At 69.2% G+C, this 18,160-nt stretch carries 19 protein-coding genes; 7 read left to right on the top strand and 12 right to left on the bottom strand.

Features of this window, described 5'->3' with window-relative positions; genetic code table 11:
- Positions 1–10 precede the first annotated feature (10 nt).
- Positions 11–841, top strand: coding sequence for an AbfB domain-containing protein (locus ACFQ6S_RS29930; protein WP_383416410.1), 831 nt, complete (start codon positions 11–13; stop codon positions 839–841).
- A 57-nt stretch (positions 842–898) separates the two neighbouring features.
- Here ACFQ6S_RS29930 and ACFQ6S_RS29935 read toward each other — a convergent pair whose 3' ends face one another.
- The 8 genes from ACFQ6S_RS29935 to ACFQ6S_RS29970 all read right to left on the bottom strand — a co-directional run bounded on the left by ACFQ6S_RS29935 (position 899) and on the right by ACFQ6S_RS29970 (position 7,474).
- Entirely contained in the window at positions 899–1,231 is a 333-nt protein-coding gene (locus tag ACFQ6S_RS29935; RefSeq protein ID WP_057618336.1) for a metal-sulfur cluster assembly factor, read from the bottom strand.
- Positions 1,228–1,698, bottom strand: a complete 471-nt coding sequence (gene sufU, locus ACFQ6S_RS29940) for a Fe-S cluster assembly sulfur transfer protein SufU (RefSeq protein WP_383416413.1) — start codon at positions 1,696–1,698, stop codon at positions 1,228–1,230. The genes ACFQ6S_RS29935 and sufU overlap by 4 nt, the downstream gene beginning before the upstream one ends.
- Before the next feature lie 16 nt (positions 1,699–1,714).
- Positions 1,715–2,971, bottom strand: a complete 1,257-nt coding sequence (locus ACFQ6S_RS29945; protein ID WP_383416416.1) for a cysteine desulfurase — start codon at positions 2,969–2,971, stop codon at positions 1,715–1,717.
- Positions 2,968–3,732 carry a Fe-S cluster assembly ATPase SufC gene (gene sufC / locus ACFQ6S_RS29950; protein ID WP_383416419.1) on the bottom strand — a complete coding sequence of 255 codons (765 nt, stop codon included), beginning with the start codon at positions 3,730–3,732 and terminating at the stop codon, positions 2,968–2,970. Before sufC ends, ACFQ6S_RS29945 begins: the two co-directional genes overlap by 4 nt.
- A 7-nt stretch (positions 3,733–3,739) precedes the next feature.
- A complete protein-coding gene (locus ACFQ6S_RS29955; protein WP_361931265.1) occupies positions 3,740–4,057 on the bottom strand; it encodes a bifunctional 3-phenylpropionate/cinnamic acid dioxygenase ferredoxin subunit in 318 nt (105 codons plus the stop codon).
- A complete protein-coding gene (sufD, locus tag ACFQ6S_RS29960) occupies positions 4,057–5,238 on the bottom strand; it encodes a Fe-S cluster assembly protein SufD (RefSeq protein ID WP_383416422.1) in 1,182 nt (393 codons plus the stop codon). Before sufD ends, ACFQ6S_RS29955 begins: the two co-directional genes overlap by 1 nt.
- A gap of 62 nt (positions 5,239–5,300) precedes the next feature.
- Positions 5,301–6,725 (bottom strand): Fe-S cluster assembly protein SufB, encoded by a 1,425-nt coding sequence (sufB, locus tag ACFQ6S_RS29965; protein ID WP_383416424.1) that lies wholly within the window; start codon positions 6,723–6,725, stop codon positions 5,301–5,303.
- Positions 6,722–7,474, bottom strand: coding sequence for a helix-turn-helix transcriptional regulator (locus ACFQ6S_RS29970; protein WP_383416427.1), 753 nt, complete (start codon positions 7,472–7,474; stop codon positions 6,722–6,724). The genes sufB and ACFQ6S_RS29970 overlap by 4 nt, the downstream gene beginning before the upstream one ends.
- Before the next feature lie 161 nt (positions 7,475–7,635).
- Between ACFQ6S_RS29970 and ACFQ6S_RS29975 the strand changes: the two genes are divergently transcribed.
- The 4 genes from ACFQ6S_RS29975 to ACFQ6S_RS29990 all read left to right on the top strand — a co-directional run bounded on the left by ACFQ6S_RS29975 (position 7,636) and on the right by ACFQ6S_RS29990 (position 11,259).
- Entirely contained in the window at positions 7,636–8,433 is a 798-nt protein-coding gene (locus tag ACFQ6S_RS29975) for an aminoglycoside N(3)-acetyltransferase (RefSeq protein ID WP_383416430.1), read from the top strand.
- A 45-nt stretch (positions 8,434–8,478) separates the two neighbouring features.
- Positions 8,479–9,402, top strand: coding sequence for an ABC transporter ATP-binding protein (locus ACFQ6S_RS29980; protein ID WP_383416432.1), 924 nt, complete (start codon positions 8,479–8,481; stop codon positions 9,400–9,402).
- A 62-nt stretch (positions 9,403–9,464) separates the two neighbouring features.
- On the top strand, positions 9,465–10,181 hold the full coding sequence (locus tag ACFQ6S_RS29985) for an ABC transporter permease (protein ID WP_383417235.1): 717 nt from the start codon (positions 9,465–9,467) through the stop codon (positions 10,179–10,181).
- Between the two features lie 64 nt (positions 10,182–10,245).
- Entirely contained in the window at positions 10,246–11,259 is a 1,014-nt protein-coding gene (locus tag ACFQ6S_RS29990; RefSeq protein WP_383416435.1) for a heme A synthase, read from the top strand.
- Here ACFQ6S_RS29990 and ACFQ6S_RS29995 read toward each other — a convergent pair.
- The 4 genes from ACFQ6S_RS29995 to ACFQ6S_RS30010 form a co-directional block, all read right to left on the bottom strand.
- The gene (locus ACFQ6S_RS29995; protein WP_383416438.1) at positions 11,214–11,951 is read right to left on the bottom strand and encodes a nucleotidyltransferase; all 738 of its coding nucleotides are present in this window, start codon (positions 11,949–11,951) and stop codon (positions 11,214–11,216) included. The two genes, ACFQ6S_RS29990 and ACFQ6S_RS29995, sit on opposite strands and share 46 nt — an antisense overlap.
- A gap of 40 nt (positions 11,952–11,991) precedes the next feature.
- A complete protein-coding gene (locus ACFQ6S_RS30000; protein WP_383416440.1) occupies positions 11,992–13,098 on the bottom strand; it encodes an amidohydrolase family protein in 1,107 nt (368 codons plus the stop codon).
- 88 nt (positions 13,099–13,186) lie between these two features.
- Positions 13,187–13,525: a hypothetical protein gene (locus tag ACFQ6S_RS30005; protein ID WP_383416443.1), complete on the bottom strand. Its 339-nt coding sequence runs from the start codon at positions 13,523–13,525 to the stop codon at positions 13,187–13,189.
- Positions 13,526–13,535: 10 nt separating this feature from the next.
- Positions 13,536–14,537 carry a heme o synthase gene (locus ACFQ6S_RS30010; RefSeq protein WP_383416445.1) on the bottom strand — a complete coding sequence of 334 codons (1,002 nt, stop codon included), beginning with the start codon at positions 14,535–14,537 and terminating at the stop codon, positions 13,536–13,538.
- Between the two features lie 363 nt (positions 14,538–14,900).
- Between ACFQ6S_RS30010 and tkt the strand changes: the two genes are divergently transcribed.
- Positions 14,901–17,003: a transketolase gene (tkt, locus tag ACFQ6S_RS30015; RefSeq protein ID WP_383416447.1), complete on the top strand. Its 2,103-nt coding sequence runs from the start codon at positions 14,901–14,903 to the stop codon at positions 17,001–17,003.
- A 34-nt stretch (positions 17,004–17,037) separates the two neighbouring features.
- Positions 17,038–18,156: a transaldolase gene (tal, locus tag ACFQ6S_RS30020; RefSeq protein WP_383416450.1), complete on the top strand. Its 1,119-nt coding sequence runs from the start codon at positions 17,038–17,040 to the stop codon at positions 18,154–18,156.
- Positions 18,157–18,160 lie beyond the last annotated feature (4 nt).

The raw sequence follows: 18,160 nt of genomic DNA on the forward strand, positions 1-18,160 counted from the left end.
GGAACACCGCATGCCAGAAGACAAGTCCCAGCCTTCTCAGGAGCACCCTTGGGAGAACGGCTGGGCCCCGGACACCTCGCGGGCACCGGGGACGCGCCGCCTGTGGCTGGCGGGCGGGATGGCGATGGCGACGATCATCGCCTGCATCACGGCAATCGCCGTGTCGGACAAGGAATCTGACAGAGACTCAGCCTCAGCCGCGCCCTCCGCCGATGGTGCGACGGTCCCCGGTCTGATCTCCTTCGCCACACCGTCGGAGACGACACCGCCGAAGGGCAAGAGCGGCCTTTCCACGGCGCGGGAGACGACGAAGGCGCCTCGCCAACAGAACGCCGCCCCGCCCGAGTCGGCATCGGATCCGTCCAAGTCGGCCGCCCACGAGGCGAGTTCACCGCCCCCCGCGCCCAAGCCCCCCGCCACCACCACCTGGCGCTCCATACGCGCGGTCAACTACCCCGACCGTTACTGGCACATGAGCGACGGCTACGTGAAGCTGGACCCGGTCCGCGGCTCGGAGTCCCGCGAGGACTCGACCTTCAAACAGGTCAAGGGCCTGGCGGACAGCTCCTGCCACTCCTTCGCCACGCATGACGGCAGGTATCTGCGCCACCGCAACTTCGTCCTGCGCGCCGAACGCGACGACGGCTCCACCCTGTTCGCCCAGGACGCCACCTTCTGCGCCCGCGGCTCCTCCTACTCCGGCGCGAACATGCTGGAGTCGGTCAACTACCCGGGCTACTTCCTCCGGCACAAGAACTTCGTCATCCGCCTCGAACGCTACGACTACAGCTCCCAGTACCTGGCGGACTCGTCGTTCCGGCTGATGGACGGGCTGGCCTGAGCACACGAAAACGGCGGCGCCCCGCAGGGCACCGCCGTTTTCAAGAGGTGGGGGACCTCAGACGTTGAACCCGAGCGCCCGAAGCTGCTCGCGGCCGTCGTCCGTGATCTTGTCCGGGCCCCACGGCGGCATCCACACCCAGTTGATGCGCAGCTCGCTGACGAGACCGTCCGTGGCGGACTTGGCCTGGTCCTCGATGACGTCGGTCAGGGGGCAGGCCGCCGAGGTCAGGGTCATGTCGAGCGTCGCGATGTTCGCGTCGTCGATGTGGATGCCGTAGATCAGGCCGAGGTTGACGACATCGATCCCCAGCTCGGGGTCGACGACGTCGTACAGCGCCTCACGGACCTCTTCCTCCGAGGCCGGCTTCATCTCCACGGTGTCACTCATGCCGTCTTCCTTTCGGCGTCGGCGTCGGCGTCCAGCGCCTGGGCCGTCGCGTCCTTCCACGCCATCCAGCTGAGGAGGGCGCACTTGACCCGGGCGGGGTACTTGGAGACGCCGGCGAACGCGACCGCGTCCTCCAGCACCTCCTCCATCGAGTCGTCGGGCTCGATCTTCCCCTTGGACTGCATCAGCTCCAGGAAGGTCTCCTGGATCTTCTGCGCGTCGGAGAGATCCTTGCCGACGAGGAGTTCGTTCAGTACGGACGCGCTCGCCTGGCTGATGGAACAGCCCTGACCCTCGTACGAGACGTCTTCGATCTTCGTGCCGTCGTACTTCACACGCAGGGTGATCTCATCGCCGCACGTCGGGTTGACGTGGTGCACCTCGGCGTCGCCATCCCGCAAGCCCCGGCCGTGCGGGTGCTTGTAGTGGTCCAGGATGACTTCCTGGTACATCGAATCCAGCTTCATGCGATCGCTCGTCCCGTCAGCCGAAGAAGTTCCGGACGTGCTCCAGGCCGTCCACCAGAGCGTCGATCTCGGCCGGCGTGGAGTACAGATAGAACGACGCTCGCGTGGTCGCAGGAATTCCGTAGCGGAGGCAGACCGGCCGCGCGCAGTGGTGGCCGACCCGGACCGCGATGCCCTGCTCGTCGAGGACCTGGCCCACGTCGTGCGGGTGGATGTCGCCGAGAGTGAAGGAGATCGCGGCGCCCCGCTCCTCGGCCGTGGTCGGGCCGATGATCCTGAGGTCGGGGACCTCCGCGAACCGCTTCACCGCGTACTCGGTGAGTGCGTGCTCATGGGCGAGGATCTTGTCCATGCCGATCGAGTTGAGGTAGTCGATCGCCGCGCCCAGGCCGACCGCCTGCGCGATCGGCGGCGTGCCCGCCTCGAACTTGTGCGGGGCGGGAGCGTACGTCGACGAGTGCATCGACACCGTCTCGATCATCTCGCCGCCGCCCAGGAACGGAGGCAGGTCCTCCAACAGCTCCTGGCGGCCCCAGAGCACGCCGATGCCGGTCGGGCCGCACATCTTGTGGCCGGTGAAGGCCACGAAGTCGGCCTGCAGCGACTGCACGTCCATCGGCATGTGGGGCGCCGCCTGCGAGGCGTCGATGCACACCAGCGCGCCGACCTCCTGCGCGCGGCGCACTATCGCCTCGACGGGGTTCTGGGTGCCGAGGATGTTGGACACCAGCACAAAGGAGACGATCTTCGTCTTCTCCGTGATGATCTCGTCGATGTTCGACAGGTCGAGACGGCCGTCGTCCGTGAGACCGAACCACTTCAGCTTCGCGCCCGTGCGCTGCGCGAGCAGCTGCCACGGCACGATGTTGGAGTGGTGCTCCATCTCCGTGATGACGATCTCGGTCTCGTGGTCCACCCGGTAGGGCTCGTCGGCCCAGCCGAGCATGTTGGCCACGAGGTTGAGCGACTCGGAGGCGTTCTTCGTGAAGATCACCTCGTCGCGACTGGGCGCGTTGATGAACTCGGCGACCTTGTCGCGCGCGCCCTCGTACAGCGCCGTGGCCTCCTCGGCGAGGACGTGCACGCCACGGTGGACGTTGGCGTTGTGCTGCTCGTAGTACTCGGAGAGCACGTCGAGCACCTGGCGCGGCGTCTGCGAGGTCGCCGCGTTGTCCAGGTACACGAGCTTCTTGTCGCCGTGGACGACGCGGTCCAGGATCGGGAAGTCCTTGCGGAGCGCCTCGGTGTCGAGGAGGCCCGGCAGCTGTGTCACGCGGATGCGCCACCCTTCACGTACTTGTCGTAGCCCTCGGCCTCGAGCTGGTCCGCGAGCTCCGCTCCGCCGGACTCGGCGATACGGCCGTTCGCGAACACGTGCACCTGGTCGGGCTTGATGTAGCGCAGGATGCGCGTGTAGTGGGTGATCAGCAGGGTGCCGACCTCGCCGGTCTCGCGAACCCGGTTCACGCCCTCGGAGACGACGCGCAGGGCGTCGACGTCCAGGCCGGAGTCGGTCTCGTCGAGGATCGCGACCTTCGGCTTGAGCAGCTCCAGCTGAAGGATCTCGTGGCGCTTCTTCTCACCGCCGGAGAAGCCCTCGTTCACATTGCGCTCGGCGAAGGACGGGTCCATGTTGAGGCGCTCCATGGTCTCCTTGACCTCCTTCACCCAGGTGCGCAGCTTGGGGGCCTCGCCGCGGATGGCGGTGGCGGAGGTGCGAAGGAAGTTCGACACGGACACACCCGGGACCTCGACCGGGTACTGCATCGCCAGGAACAGGCCCGCGCGAGCGCGCTCGTCGACGGACATCTCCAGGACGTCCTCGCCGTCGAGGGTGACGGTGCCGGAAGTGATCGTGTACTTCGGGTGACCCGCGAGGGAGTAGGCGAGGGTCGACTTGCCCGAGCCGTTGGGACCCATGATGGCGTGCGTCTCGCCCTGCTTCACGGTGAGGTCGACGCCCTTGAGGATCTCCTTCGTGGCGTTGTCGGCCTCGACGGTGACGTGCAGGTCTCGGATTTCAAGCGTTGCCATGGGTGCCTCAGGACTCCTGGGTGAGGGAGACGAGAACGTCGTCCCCTTCGATCTTTACGGGGTAAACGGGGACGGGGCGCGTCGCGGGGAGGCCGGACGGCTTACCGGTGCGCAGGTCGAACGCGGAGCCGTGCAGCCAGCACTCGATCTGGCAGTCCTCCACCTCGCCCTCGGAGAGCGAGACGTTCGCGTGGGAGCAGATGTCGTTGATCGCGAACACCTCGCCCTCGGTACGGACAACCGAGACCGGCGTGCCGTCGAGTTCCACCCGCTTCGGGGTGTCCTCCTCCAGCTCGCTCAGCCCACAGGCGCGTACGAAAGCCATCAGACCGTGGCCTCCAGCTCCTCGTCGATCTTCACGAGGAGGCGCTCTTCGATGTCGTCGACACCGATCTGCTGGACGAGCTCGGCGAAGAAGCCGCGCACCACCAGGCGACGCGCCTCGTCGGCCGGGATGCCGCGGGCCATCAGGTAGAAGAGCTGCTCGTCGTCGAAGCGGCCGGTCGCCGAGGCGTGGCCGGCGCCGACGATCTCGCCGGTCTCGATCTCCAGGTTCGGCACGGAGTCGACGCGGGCGCCGTCGGTCAGAACCAGGTTGCGGTTCATCTCGTAGGTGTCGGTGCCCTCGGCCTTGGCCTCGATCAGCACGTCGCCGATCCACACGGCGTGCGCGGCCTCGCCCTGGAGCGCGCCCTTGTAGGCGACGTTCGACTTGCAGTGCGGGGTGTTGTGGTCGACCAGGAGGCGGTGCTCCTGGTGCTGGCCCGCATCGGTGAAGTAGAGGCCGAAGAGCTCGGCCTCGCCACCGGTGCCGGCGTACGCGACGCGCGGATGGAGGCGTACGAGGTCGCCGCCGAAGGTGACCACGAACGACTTGAAGGTGGCGTCCCGGCCGATCAGCGCGTTGTGCTGGCCCACGTGCACGGCCTTGTCGTCCCAGTCCTGGACGGAGACGACGGTGAGCTTGGCGCCGTCGCCCAGGATGTAGTCGACGTTGGCGGCGAGCACGGCGTCACCGGTGTGGTCGATGACGACGACGGCCTCGGCGAAGGCTCCGAGCTCCACGATCTGGTGACCGTAGGCGACCCCGCCCTCGCCGTGCACGGCGATACGGATCGGCTCGGTGAGGACCGTCTCCTTGGGGACGGTGACGACACCGGCCTTCTCGAACGCCGAGTAGGCCTGGGCGGCGACCCGGTCCACGGGCATGCCCGCCCTGCCGAGGCGCGCGTCGTCACGGCCGACGGTCTCGACGGTGACGCCCTCGGGGGCCTCGACGGTGACCTGGAGGCCGTCGCCGGTCGCCACGGCGGTGCCGTCGTGCAGCCCGCGCAGGCGCTCCAGCGGGGTGAACCGCCACTCCTCCTCGCGGCCGTGCGGGACCGGGAAGTCCGCCACGTCGAAGGACGGGGGCGCGCTCATGCGCGTGGCGACGGTCGACTCGGCGGCAACGGCCACCGCGCCGGCGGTGGTGGACCCCACCGGGATGTTCTGAGCCTCAGCCATGGCTGTCGGTCTGCTCTCTTCCTACGTCAGATTTCGCTAGCTGCTTCTCGAAGGGACCGGTCTTAACCGACCGCGCCTTCCATCTGCAGCTCGATCAGCCGGTTGAGCTCAAGGGCGTACTCCATCGGCAGCTCCTTGGCGATGGGCTCGACGAAGCCGCGCACGATCATCGCCATCGCCTCGAACTCGCTCAGACCGCGGCTCATCAGGTAGAAGAGCTGGTCCTCGGAGACCTTGGAGACGGTCGCCTCGTGGCCCATGGACACGTCGTCCTCACGGACGTCCACGTAGGGGTACGTGTCGGAGCGGGAGATGGTGTCGACGAGCAGCGCGTCGCACAGCACGTTGGACTTCGAGCCGTGGGCGCCCTCGCCGATCTCGACCAGACCGCGGTACGAGGTACGGCCGCCACCACGCGCCACGGACTTCGACACGATGTTGGAGGAGGTGTTGGGCGCCATGTGGACCATCTTGGAGCCGGCGTCCTGGTGCTGCCCCTCGCCCGCGAAGGCGATGGACAGGGTCTCGCCCTTGGCGTGCTCGCCCATCAGGTAGACGGCCGGGTACTTCATCGTCACCTTGGAGCCGATGTTGCCGTCGATCCACTCCATGGTCGCGCCCTCGTAGGCGACGGCGCGCTTGGTGACCAGGTTGTAGACGTTGTTCGACCAGTTCTGGATGGTCGTGTAGCGGCAGCGGGCGTTCTTCTTGACGATGATCTCGACGACCGCGGAGTGCAGCGAGTCCGACTTGTAGATCGGGGCCGTACAACCCTCGACGTAGTGCACGTAGGCACCCTCGTCGACGATGATCAGGGTCCGCTCGAACTGGCCCATGTTCTCCGTGTTGATGCGGAAGTAGGCCTGGAGCGGGATCTCGACGTGCACGCCCGGCGGCACGTAGATGAAGGAGCCGCCCGACCACACGGCGGTGTTCAGCGACGCGAACTTGTTGTCACCGACCGGGATGACGGTCCCGAAGTACTCCTTGAAGAGCTCCGGGTGCTCCTTCAGGGCGGTGTCGGTGTCGAGGAAGATGACGCCCTGCTCCTCCAGGTCCTCGCGGATCTGGTGGTAGACGACCTCGGACTCGTACTGGGCCGCGACACCGGCGACGAGGCGCTGCTTCTCCGCCTCGGGGATGCCGAGCTTGTCGTACGTGTTCTTGATGTCCTCGGGCAGGTCCTCCCAGGACTCCGCCTGCTTCTCCGTGGAACGCACGAAGTACTTGATGTTGTCGAAGTCGATGCCGGAGAGGTCCGAGCCCCAGTTCGGCATGGGCTTCTTGTCGAACAGCCGCAGACCCTTGAGGCGGAGCTTGGTCATCCAGTCCGGCTCGTTCTTCTTCGCGGAGATGTCACGGACGACGTCCTCGCTCAGACCACGCTTCGCAGAGGCGCCGGCTTCGTCGGAGTCGGCCCAGCCGTATTCGTAATTGCCCAGACCCTCGAGCTCAGGGTGGGCAGTCTCCTCGATGGGGAGAGTCATGCGGGGTTCCTCCCGGCCTTGCTTGCAGATGCGTTATCGGTGGTGTGGGAAATCTTTGGGATGAACGTCGTGCAGACGCCGTCGCCGTGCGCGATGGTCGCCAGTCGCTGGACGTGCGTTCCGAGCAGCTCGGCGAAGATCTCTGTCTCCGCCTCGCACAGCTGGGGGAACTGCTCCGCGACATGGGCCACCGGGCAGTGGTGCTGGCAGAGCTGCTCGCCTTTTTGAGGGAGGGGTGCGCTGCGCGCCGTAGCAGCGTACCCGTCCACGCTCAAGGCCTTGGCCAGGGCTTCGGTGCGCTCATCGGGGCTGACGGCCTCGATCGCCTTGCGGTAGGCGCTCGCCTGGGCGGCGATCCGGGCGCGGGCGAAGGCGGCGACCGCATCGCTCCCGCCCTCGCGCTCGGCGATCCACTTGAGGGCGTCCGCGGCGAGTTTGTCGTACGACTGGTCGAAGGCGTCACGGCCGCAGTCGGTGAGCGCGAAGACCTTGGCGGGACGGCCACGCGTGCGCGTGCCGTACACCCGCTGTTCCCGGGCCTCCACGACATCGTCCGCGACCAGCGCGTCCAGATGCCTGCGTACGGCGGCCTGGGTCAGCCCCAGCCGGCCGGCCAGCTCGGCGACGGTCGACGGCCCGTGGTCCAGGATGGATCGCGCGACCCGGTTGCGCGTGGAGCGCTCCCCGGTCGCGAGCTCCTCCTGAGGGGCCCCCATGGGGGTCTCCCGAGCCTCGCCGACGTTTTTCACAACGCCATTGTTGCGTAATTCCTCAGAAGCAGGCAAGCGACGTCCGGGTGCCTCGATGGTGCCCTGCGTCACTTAGGCATACCTAATCTGACCTGCGGAAACGATCATTGATCGATCAAATCGCTGGCGTCGTGAGGCTCCCTGCGGGACACTCCCGAAACATGTCGACACCCCCTCCGACCGGCCCTCTTGTCACTCGGGACACCCTCGCGGAAGAACTGCGCGAGCTGGGCGTCCAAACCGGTGAAACCCTCCTCGTGCACTCCTCGCTCAGCGCCCTCGGCTGGGTCTGCGGAGGCGCGGTCGCGGCCGTCCAGGGACTGCTCGACGCACTCGGTCCGGACGGCACCCTGGTCGTCCCCACCCAGTCCGGTGATCTCTCGGACCCGGCGGTGTGGAGCAACCCGCCGGTGCCCGAGGAGTGGTGGGACACGATCCGGGCGACCATGCCCGCCTACGACCCCCTGGTCACGCCCGCGCTCGGGGTGGGCGTGATCCCGGAGACCGTACGGACCTGGCCGGGTGCCCTGCGCAGCGCGCATCCGCAGGCGTCCTTCGCCGCCGTCGGCCCGCACGCGGCGCAGATCACCGAGGGCCACGCCCTCGACTGCCGGCTCGGCGAGCGCAGCCCGCTGGCCCGGCTGGAGGCACTTCACGCGCGCGTGCTGCTGCTCGGCGCCGGTTACGCGACGTGCACCAGCTTCCATCTCGCCGAGTACCGGATACCTTCGCCGCTGGTGAAGGTCGGCCGGCCAGGTCCTGCGGGCTGGGAGGTGGTGACCGAGGTGTCGATCACCTCGGACCGGTTCGACGAACTGGGGCGCGACTTCGACCGGGACCGTCCCGTCGTACGCGGAAAGGTGGGCGCGGCCGAGGCACGGCTGTTCCCCGTGGCGGACGCGGTGGCGTACGCGGGGCGGTGGCTGGAGATTCACCGACCCCGCGCGCAGGAGATGTGAACCCGGCCGTTCGGGTTACCCGCCGCGTACCTAGACTCTGGAGCCATGCGAACTGAGCCCGTGGTCCAGGTACAGGCCCTGGTGAAGCGGTACGGCGACAAAACCGCGGTCGACGGTCTCGACCTGGTGGCCCAGGCGGGCATCACCGCCGTACTCGGACCCAACGGCGCGGGCAAGACGACGACCGTCGAGACCTGCGAGGGATACCGGAAGCCGGACTCCGGCACGGTACGGGTACTGGGGCTCGACCCGGTGAGACAGTCCGGCGCGCTGCGGCCCCGCATCGGTGTGATGCTGCAGTCCGGCGGCGTCTACTCGGGCGCGCGGGCCGACGAGATGCTGCGCCATGTCGCCAAGCTGCACGCTCATCCCCTGGACGTCGACGCCCTCATGGAGCGCCTCGGGCTCGGCAGCTGCGGCCGGACCGGCTACCGCCGCCTCTCCGGCGGCCAGCAGCAGCGGCTCGCGCTCGCCATGGCCGTGGTCGGCCGCCCGGAGCTGGTGTTCCTCGACGAGCCGACCGCCGGGCTCGACCCGCAGGCCCGCCGGGCGACCTGGGACCTGATCCGGGACCTGCGCGCCGACGGCGTCTCCGTGATCCTCACGACCCACTACATGGACGAGGCCGAGCAGCTCGCCGACGACGTCGCGATCTTCGACGCCGGCCGCGTCATCGCCCAGGGCTCTCCCGAGGACCTGTGCCGCGGCGGCGCCGAGAACACCCTTCGCTTCACCGGCCGCCCCGGCCTCGACGTGGGGTCCCTGCTGAAGGCCCTGCCCGCCGACTGCACGGCCGCGGAGCTGATGCCCGGCTCGTACCGGGTCGGCGGCAAGGTCGACCCCCAGCTGCTCGCGACGGTGACGTCGTGGTGCGCACAGCACGGGGTGATGCCGGACCGGATCTCGGTCGAGCGGCACACTCTGGAGGACGTCTTCTTGGAGCTCACCGGTAAGGAGCTGCGCGCGTGACCGCCGTCGGTACAGGTCCGGGTACGTACACCCCGAAGCCGGGCGCCGCCCCCCTGCCCCGCATGATCGCGGCGCAGGCGGCCCTGGAGACGAAGATGCTGCTGCGCAACGGCGAGCAGCTGCTCCTGACCGTCGTGATCCCCACCCTGCTGCTGGTCCTGTTCAGCTCGGTGGACATCGTCGACACGGGCGCCGGCGAGGCCGTCGACTTCCTCGCCCCCGGCATCCTCGCACTCGCGGTGATGTCGACGGCGTTCACGGGGCAGGCCATCGCCACGGGCTTCGAGCGCCGGTACGGCGTGCTGAAGCGGCTGGCCTCCTCGCCGCTGCCGCGCTGGGGCCTGATGACGGCGAAGACGGCGTCGGTGCTGGTCACCGAGGTCCTGCAGATCGTCCTGCTGACGGTGATCGCGCTCGCGCTGGGCTGGTCGCCGCACGGCAACCCGCTGGCCGTGCTGCTTCTCCTGGTCCTCGGCACGGCCGCCTTCTCCGGGCTCGGTCTGCTGATGGCCGGCACGCTCAAGGCGGAGGCGACGCTGGCCGCCGCCAACCTGGTCTTCCTGCTGCTGCTCGTCGGCGGCGGGGTCATCGTGCCGCTGGACAGGTTCCCGGACGCCGCCCAGGACGTCCTGGGCCTGCTGCCCATCTCGGCGCTCTCCGACGGGCTGCGGGACGTGCTCCAGCACGGAGCCGGAATGCCGTGGGGTGACCTGGGGATTCTGGCCGTGTGGGCGGTCGTCGGGCTGGCGGCGGCCGGGAAGTTCTTCCGCTGGGAGTAGGGCTCCGCGGGTGCGTGCGGACCCTCGTGAAAGCGTGCACAAGCGGCCGCCTACGATAGGGCGCGTGCCAAACGTGACCCGCGCCGACGCCGTAGCGGCCGTGCGCAACCCGCTCGCCTTCATCGCCGCACGCTGGACCCCGACCCCGAGAACGGTCCGACGGGCGGCGTTCGCCGCGCTCGTGATGTCGGTGCTCATCGTGGTCACCGGCGGTGCGGTACGCCTCACCGGGTCCGGGCTCGGCTGCCCGACCTGGCCCAAGTGCACCGACGACTCGCTCACCGCCACCAGCGAGATGGGCCTGCACGGCGCGATCGAGTTCGGCAACCGCATGCTGACGTACGTGCTGTGCGCCGCGGTCGGCTGGGCGATCATCGCCGCGCGCTCCGCGAAGCCGTACCGGCGTGGCCTGACCCGTCTGGGGTGGGCGCAGTTCTGGATCGTGATGAGCAACGCGGTGCTCGGCGGCATCGTCGTGCTGGTCGGCCTGAACCCCTACACGGTCGCGGCCCATTTCGTGGCGACGTCCGCGCTCATCGCGGTCGCCACGGTGATGTGGCAGCGCACCCGGGAGGGCGACACGGACCCGCGTCCGCTGGTCGGCAAGGCGGTGCGGCAGCTGGTGTGGGTCCTGGTCGCGGCCTCGGCGCTGCTGATTCTGGTCGGCACGGTGGTCACCGGCGCGGGCCCGCACGCGGGCGACTCCAGCGAGGTGGAGCGGATGCCGCTCGACTGGGAGAACGTCACCAAGCTGCACGCCGTGCTGGCCTGGATCGTGGTGACGCTGACGTTCGCCCTGTGGTTCGTGCTGAAGGCGGTCGACGCGCCGAAGGTGCCGCTGAACCGCACCCGCGACCTCTTCCTGATCCTCCTCGCCCAGGGCGTCATCGGTTACGTCCAGTACTTCACGGACCTGCCGGAGGTCCTGGTCGGCCTGCACATGCTGGGCTCGGCACTGGTGTGGATCGCCACGCTCCGCGTCCTGCTCGCCCTGCGGGAGCGGCCCGAGGTGACCCTGCCGGACCTGCCTGTTCAGGCGTACGACGCCACGAGCGCGTCGATCGCCGGCCCCAGGTAGTCCCGCGCCAACCCGGCCCTGTACGCCGCCCACTCCTCGGTGGGCGGCGCGGCGTCCTCGTAGCGACGCCGGCGGATGTCCTCGACGACCTCGACGGGCGCCCCGAGTCCGGGCAGCAGGTCCAGCGCCTCGCGCTTGGAGATCAGCCGGCCCTCGCGGGCGGTGACGCTGGCCCGGGCGAAGGTGATCAGCCCCAGGTCGACCCACACGTCCCGGTTCCACAGGCGGGCGTCGTCCACGGCGGGCCGCCAGAAGTCGCGCTGGTCGGACACGACGAACTCGCCGAGCTCCCGGTCCGTCACCGGCGGCAGCAGACCGGCCGGGGCCGTTCCGCGCAACACTCGTCCGAAGGCGTGCAGTTCGCGCCGGGTCACCGGGGTGACGGGCCGTTTGAACAGTTGCTGGTGCGCCCAGGTCAGATGGCGCCGGTCGACGTCGTCCACCGCGTCCGGCGTCAGATACGTGCAGTGCAGCCGGTCGGCGAGCGGCGCGGTCCGCAGCCGGGCGTGCAGCTTGGCCAGCCGCCAGATGGTGCGGGGCGTGGGCGGGCCCTCCAGCACGGCGATCAGGTCCAGGTCGCTGCGGCCCTCCTGGTAGTCGCCGCCGGCGAGCGAGCCGTGGGCCCAGACGGCGAGCGGGGCGAGCGGGGCGAGCCCGTCGAGAAAGCGGTCGAGTAACACCTCGGTCTGCATCCGCCCAGTCTGTACAGGGCGGCACGGGCGGTAAACCCCGTCACTCCAGCCCGTACACCCTGCGGGCGTTCCCCGCCGCCACCATCCCCGCCACCCGCTGCGCGTCCGCCAGCGACCACGCGCCCTCGGCGACCCAGCCGCCCAGCACCCTGGCGAGGGCCTCACGGAAGAGGCGTGCGCCCACCACGTGCAGCTCGGGCAGGCTCTGGGCGCCGCTGGAGAAGAGGATCTTGCCGAAGGGGGCCAGTTCCAGGATCTCGGCGAGGATCGTGGCCGCGCGGGCGCCGGTGCGCACGAGGGCGGCGCCGGAGTCGGCGTAGACGTGCGGGAAGACGCCGGCCAGGTGGGCGGCGTGGCGGTGGTACGGGTAGCCGTGCAGCAGGACCAGGTCGGTGCCGAGGCCGGCCGTGGCGCGCACGAAGTCCGTGAGCAGCACCGGGTCGGTGCGGTCGATGCGCAGGCCCGGCTCCCCCAGTCCGGCGTGCAGTTGCAGCGGCAGTCCCGAGGCCACCGCGATCCACAGCAGGTGCCGTAGCAGCACCGGGTCGCTCAGCTCGCCGCCGACGCTGCGCGCCGCGAGCCAGCGCCCCGCGGCGCCCCGCACCTCCCCCGGCCCCGGCGGTTCCGGCGCGAGCGCGAGGCCGTGCCGTACACCCGCGACCGAGGTGAAGGCGACGGCGTTCACGGCCGCGCCGTGCACCGACTCGGCGAGGTTGGCCAGGAACGATTCGACGGTGCCCGAGGTGTCGGCGACCTGTTCGGCGAGCAGTTCCAGGCGCACGATCTCGTGCGCCTCGGCGGAGGCCGCGGACGCCATCTCCGGAGGGCCGGTGAGATCGCCGGGCAGACCGGTGTCGATCAGATACGTCGTGATGCCGCTGCCCCGCAGCAGACGCCGGCCCGCCTCCAGCACACCGAGTTCACGGCGGCGGGCGAGATAGCGGGCGGGCGGGCAGTGCGGTTCCAGGCCGAGCAGGGGCGGGCACCAGCGCCGTACGGCGAAACCGGTCTGGGTGTCGAAGAGGGTGGTGCCGGCCGCGGGTGGGCCCTCGGTGCGGGCCAGCTGGGCCTCGAAGGTGCCGAGGCCCAGCTCCGTGCGCAGTACGCCGTGGCAGTACTGGTCCACGAGGGATGGTGTGTCGATCATCCTGGCTCCCCGTGGGTGGACGCTGTTTGTGCTCTACAGGTCCTAACGGGTGAACCGGCGACTAGGTGTTGCGCAAGGGGCGGGCTGTTCAGCCGCCGATCTGAATGCCGGCCATCCGCTTCCACTCGTACGGGCCCGTCGTCACCTTCGCCGCGAACTCGCCGTCGAAGGACTCATGGGCCGTGACCCCGGCCTTCTCCACCGCCTGCTGGGCGATCTCGTACGACGGTGCCACCAGGTCTCCCCAGCCGCCGTCCTCGCCGACGAGCACGATGCGGGCGCCGCGCTGTCCGATGTACGCGACCTGCGCCTCGGCGCCGCCATGGGACTTCGCGAAGGTGTTGATCTGCTTGGCCAGCTTGGCCACCTTGTCTGCCATGGCCAGGATGCTACTCGCGAGTAGATCAGCTGGCGAGAGCAGGGCCATGTGACCTGCGTCAGCGCAGGAAGGGGTCCACCGCGACCGCCACGAACAGCAGCGACACGTAGGTGATGGACCAGTGGAACAGGCGCATCTCCTTCAGCTTCACGCCCGTCACCTCCGCCTTCGCGCGGTTCATCAGCGCGTGCGCCTCCCACAGCCACCAGCCGCCCGCGCCCAGCGCGACCGCGGTGTAGAACCAGCCCGTGTAGCCGAGCGGCGTCAACAGGAGCGACACCGCGACCATCACCCAGCTGTAGACGACGATCTGCTTGGCCACGACCTTGTTGGAGGCGATGACCGGGAGCATCGGCACGCCCACGCGCGCGTAGTCCTCCTTGACCTTCATCGACAGCGGCCAGTAGTGCGGCGGCGTCCAGAAGAAGATCACCAGGAAGAGGATGAGCGGGGCCCACGACAGGGAGTCCGTGACCGCGGACCAGCCGATCAGGACCGGCATACAGCCCGCGATGCCGCCCCACACGATGTTCTGCGAGGTCCGGCGCTTGAGGATCATCGTGTAGACGACGACATAGAAGAGGAGCGCGCCGAGCGACAGCCAGGCCGACAGCCAGTTCACGGTGAGGCCGAACAGCAGCGTGGAGACGACCGCCAGCGTGATGCCGAAGGCCAGGCACTCGCGCGGGCTGACCATCCCGGTCACCAGCGGGCGCTGCGAGGTGCGGTCCATGAGCGCGTCGATGTCGCGGTCGATGTACATGTTCAGGGCGTTGGCGCCGCCGGCGGAGAGGTAGCCGCCGACGCAGGTGAGCAGCACCAGACCGAGGTCGGGCACCCCCTGCTCGGCGAGGAACATCACCGGAACGGTGGTGATGAGCAGCAGCTCGATGATCCGCGGCTTGGTAAGCGCCACGAACCCCTTGACCCGGGCCCCGATCGGCCGCCGGCTCGGGCTCTCGCTCGTCCCGACATCCCCCATAGCCTTAATGGCATGGGCGGTGCCCCCATCCGCTGGACGGGATTCAACGGCCGTCACGCACACCCCTGACAGAGACATCCCAGCAAGCCTCCCCGTGTGAAGTCCCGGTAAAGGCTCGCGCGTACCACGCCACTGTAGACGTTGCCCAGACCCGGACATTCGCGGGGGTGGGGTCGTGTTGGAGGGGCCGGTCCGACGGGCGCGCGGAAGCTCGATTGAGCACCCGGATGAGCGGCTCCGTATTCACTTGCCGAATGCGGAACGTCCCAGTCGGGAGGCACATCCCGGCGACTCCCGGCAGTCTGGAATGAGTCGAAAAAACGCACGTACTTCCGGGGGTAGGCTCGACAACGGCCGGCCGACGCCGAGTACGCCGGCAGCCGGTGGGCTGTGTGCCCGTGACACCGGCAACCGACATGTGGAGAGGAGCCCTGACCCAGGGTGAGCACCAAGCCGACCACCACAGACCTCGAGTGGACCGAGTTGGACCAGCGGGCCGTCGACACCGCCCGTGTCCTGGCCGCGGACGCCGTACAGAAGGTCGGAAACGGCCATCCGGGTACGGCGATGAGCCTGGCACCCGCCGCCTACACCCTCTTCCAGAAGGTGATGCGGCACGACCCGGCGGACGCCGAGTGGGTCGGACGCGACCGCTTCGTGCTGTCCGCCGGCCACTCGTCCCTGACCCTCTACACCCAGCTGTACCTGGCCGGCTTCGGCCTGGAGCTGGACGACCTGAAGGCGTTCCGGACGTGGGGTTCCAAGACCCCCGGTCACCCGGAGTACGGCCACACCACGGGCGTGGAGACCACCACCGGCCCGCTCGGCCAGGGTGTCGCCAACGCCGTCGGCATGGCGATGGCCGCGCGCTACGAGCGCGGTCTGTTCGACCCGGAGGCCGCCGAGGGCACCTCCCCCTTCGACCACTTCGTCTACTGCATCGCCGGTGACGGCTGCCTCCAGGAGGGCATCTCCGCGGAGGCGTCCTCGATGGCCGGCCACCAGCAGCTCGGCAACCTGATCCTGCTGTGGGACGACAACCACATCTCGATCGAGGGCGACACCGAGACGGCCGTCTCCGAGGACACCGTCAAGCGGTACGAGGCGTACGGCTGGCACGTCCAGCGCATCGCCCCGCAGCCGGACGGCGACCTGGACCCGCACGCCATCTACAACGCGATCGAGGCCGCGAAGAAGGTGACGGACAAGCCGTCCTTCATCGCGATGCGCTCGATCATCGCCTGGCCCGCCCCGAACGCGCAGAACACCGAGGCCGCGCACGGCTCGGCGCTCGGCGACGACGAGGTCGCGGCCACCAAGCGCGTCCTCGGCTTCGACCCGGAGCAGTCCTTCGAGGTGACCGACGAGGTCATCGGCCACACCCGCGGGGCACTGGAGCGGGGCGCCGACGCGAAGGCCGAGTGGGAGAAGTCCTTCCAGCTCTGGCGCGACAACAACCCCGAGCGCGCCGCCGAGTTCGATCGCATCCACGAGGGCGAGCTGCCCACCGGCTGGGAGGAGAAGCTCCCGGTCTTCGAGCCCGGCAAGGGCGTCGCCACCCGCGCCGCTTCCGGCAAGGTGTTGCAGGCGCTCGGCGCGGTCATCCCGGAGCTATGGGGCGGCTCGGCCGACCTGGCCGGCTCCAACAACACGACGATCGACAAGACCTCGTCCTTCCTGCCGGCGGACAACCCGCTGCCGGAGGCGAACCCGTACGGCCGCACGATCCACTTCGGCATCCGCGAGCACTCCATGGCCGCGGAGATGAACGGCATCACCCTGCACGGCAACACCCGTGTCTACGGCGGTACGTTCCTGGTCTTCTCCGACTACATGCGCAACGCCGTACGCCTGTCGGCGCTGATGCACCTGCCGGTGACGTACGTCTGGACGCACGACTCCATCGGTCTGGGCGAGGACGGCCCGACCCACCAGCCGATCGAGCACCTCGCGTCCCTGCGCGCCATCCCCGGTCTCAACGTGGTCCGCCCGGCGGACGCCAACGAGACCGCGATCGCCTGGCGCGAGATCCTCAAGCGCTACACGAAGGAGTTCGGCAAGGGTGCCCCGCACGGGCTCGCGCTGACCCGTCAGGGTGTGCCGGTGTACGAGGCCAACGAGGACACCGCGCGCGGCGGTTACGTGATGTTCGAGGCCGAAGGGCCCTCTGGGCAGAGCGCAGCGCCGCAGGTCGTCCTCATCGCGACCGGCTCCGAGGTGCATGTGGCCGTCGAGGCGCGCGAGCGGCTCCAGGCCGACGGGGTGCCGACGCGGGTCGTGTCCATGCCGTGCGTGGAGTGGTTCGAGCAGCAGGACCAGGGGTACCGGGACAGCGTCCTGCCCCCGGCCGTCAAGGCCCGGGTGGCGGTCGAGGCCGGTATCGGTCTGACCTGGCACAAGTACGTCGGGGACGCGGGTCGCATCGTTTCCCTGGAGCACTTCGGTGCTTCGGCCGACGGCAAGGTCCTTTTCCGGGAGTACGGCTTCACTGCCGAGAACGTGGCTGCCGTCGCGCGGGAATCCCTGTCCGCGGCCCAGCGCTGACGCTCACATACGAGACGTAGGAGTTTGATTTTCCATGACAGACGCACTGAAGCGCCTCTCCGAGGAAGGCGTCGCGATCTGGCTGGACGACCTGTCGCGCCAGCGCATCACGTCCGGCAACCTCGCCGAGCTGATCGACCAGCAGCACGTCGTGGGTGTCACCACCAACCCGTCGATCTTCCAGAAGGCGATCAGCGGCGGTGACGGCTACGAGCAGCAGGTCGCCGACCTCGCCGCCCGCAAGGTGACGGTCGAAGAGGCGATCCGCATGATCACCACGGCGGACGTCCGTGACGCCGCCGACATCCTGCGCCCGGTCTTCGACGCCACCGGCGGCCAGGACGGCCGGGTCTCCATCGAGGTCGACCCGCGGCTCGCGCACAACACGCGTGCGACCGTCGCCGAGGCCAAGCAGCTGGCCTGGCTGGTCGACCGTCCCAACACCCTGATCAAGATCCCGGCCACCAGGGCGGGCCTCCCGGCGATCACCGAGGTCGTCGGCCTCGGCATCAGCGTCAACGTCACGCTGATCTTCTCGCTGGAGCGCTACCGCGAGGTCATGGACGCCTACCTGGCCGGCCTGGAGAAGGCCAAGGAGCGCGGGCTCGACCTGTCGCTCATTCGCTCGGTGGCGTCCTTCTTCGTGTCCCGCGTGGACACCGAGATCGACAAGCGCCTGGGCAACCTGGGCACCGACGAGGCCAAGGCGCTGCGCGGCAAGGCCGCCGTCGCCAACGCCCGGCTCGCCTACCAGGCGTACGAGGAGGTCTTCTCCTCCGACCGCTGGAGCGTGCTGGAGAACGCGAACGCCAACAAGCAGCGTCCGCTGTGGGCCTCGACCGGCGTGAAGGACCCGGCGTACAAGCCGACCCTGTACGTCGACGACCTGGTGGCGCCGAACACGGTCAACACCATGCCCGAGGCCACCCTCCAGGCCACGGAGGAGAAGGGCGAGATCACCGGCAACACCATCGCCGGCACCTACGAGCAGGCCCGCGCCGACCTGGACGCGGTCGAGCGTCTCGGTATCTCGTACGACGACGTGGTGCAGCTGCTGGAGGACGAGGGCGTCGAGAAGTTCGAGGCGTCCTGGAACGACCTGCTCAAGTCGACCGAGGCGGAGCTGGAGCGCCTCTCCCCCGCGGAGGGCTGATCCC

It is taken from the genome of Streptomyces sp. NPDC056479 (assembly GCF_042795335.1).
GTDB lineage: Bacteria > Actinomycetota > Actinomycetes > Streptomycetales > Streptomycetaceae > Streptomyces.

What these genes read in the sequence shown, in the direction of transcription:
- ACFQ6S_RS29930 (WP_383416410.1), top strand. Translation starts at nt 11, where the DNA reads ATGCCAGAAGACAAGTCCCAGCCTTCTCAGGAGCACCCTTGGGAGAAC.
- ACFQ6S_RS29935 (WP_057618336.1), bottom strand. Translation starts at nt 1,231, where the DNA reads ATGAGTGACACCGTGGAGATGAAGCCGGCCTCGGAGGAAGAGGTCCGT.
- sufU (WP_383416413.1), bottom strand. Translation starts at nt 1,698, where the DNA reads ATGAAGCTGGATTCGATGTACCAGGAAGTCATCCTGGACCACTACAAG.
- sufC (WP_383416419.1), bottom strand. Translation starts at nt 3,732, where the DNA reads ATGGCAACGCTTGAAATCCGAGACCTGCACGTCACCGTCGAGGCCGAC.
- ACFQ6S_RS29955 (WP_361931265.1), bottom strand. Translation starts at nt 4,057, where the DNA reads ATGGCTTTCGTACGCGCCTGTGGGCTGAGCGAGCTGGAGGAGGACACC.
- sufD (WP_383416422.1), bottom strand. Translation starts at nt 5,238, where the DNA reads ATGGCTGAGGCTCAGAACATCCCGGTGGGGTCCACCACCGCCGGCGCG.
- sufB (WP_383416424.1), bottom strand. Translation starts at nt 6,725, where the DNA reads ATGACTCTCCCCATCGAGGAGACTGCCCACCCTGAGCTCGAGGGTCTG.
- ACFQ6S_RS29975 (WP_383416430.1), top strand. Translation starts at nt 7,636, where the DNA reads ATGTCGACACCCCCTCCGACCGGCCCTCTTGTCACTCGGGACACCCTC.
- ACFQ6S_RS29980 (WP_383416432.1), top strand. Translation starts at nt 8,479, where the DNA reads ATGCGAACTGAGCCCGTGGTCCAGGTACAGGCCCTGGTGAAGCGGTAC.
- ACFQ6S_RS29985 (WP_383417235.1), top strand. Translation starts at nt 9,465, where the DNA reads ATGATCGCGGCGCAGGCGGCCCTGGAGACGAAGATGCTGCTGCGCAAC.
- ACFQ6S_RS29995 (WP_383416438.1), bottom strand. Translation starts at nt 11,951, where the DNA reads ATGCAGACCGAGGTGTTACTCGACCGCTTTCTCGACGGGCTCGCCCCG.
- ACFQ6S_RS30000 (WP_383416440.1), bottom strand. Translation starts at nt 13,098, where the DNA reads ATGATCGACACACCATCCCTCGTGGACCAGTACTGCCACGGCGTACTG.
- ACFQ6S_RS30005 (WP_383416443.1), bottom strand. Translation starts at nt 13,525, where the DNA reads ATGGCCCTGCTCTCGCCAGCTGATCTACTCGCGAGTAGCATCCTGGCC.
- ACFQ6S_RS30010 (WP_383416445.1), bottom strand. Translation starts at nt 14,537, where the DNA reads ATGTCTCTGTCAGGGGTGTGCGTGACGGCCGTTGAATCCCGTCCAGCG.
- tal (WP_383416450.1), top strand. Translation starts at nt 17,038, where the DNA reads ATGACAGACGCACTGAAGCGCCTCTCCGAGGAAGGCGTCGCGATCTGG.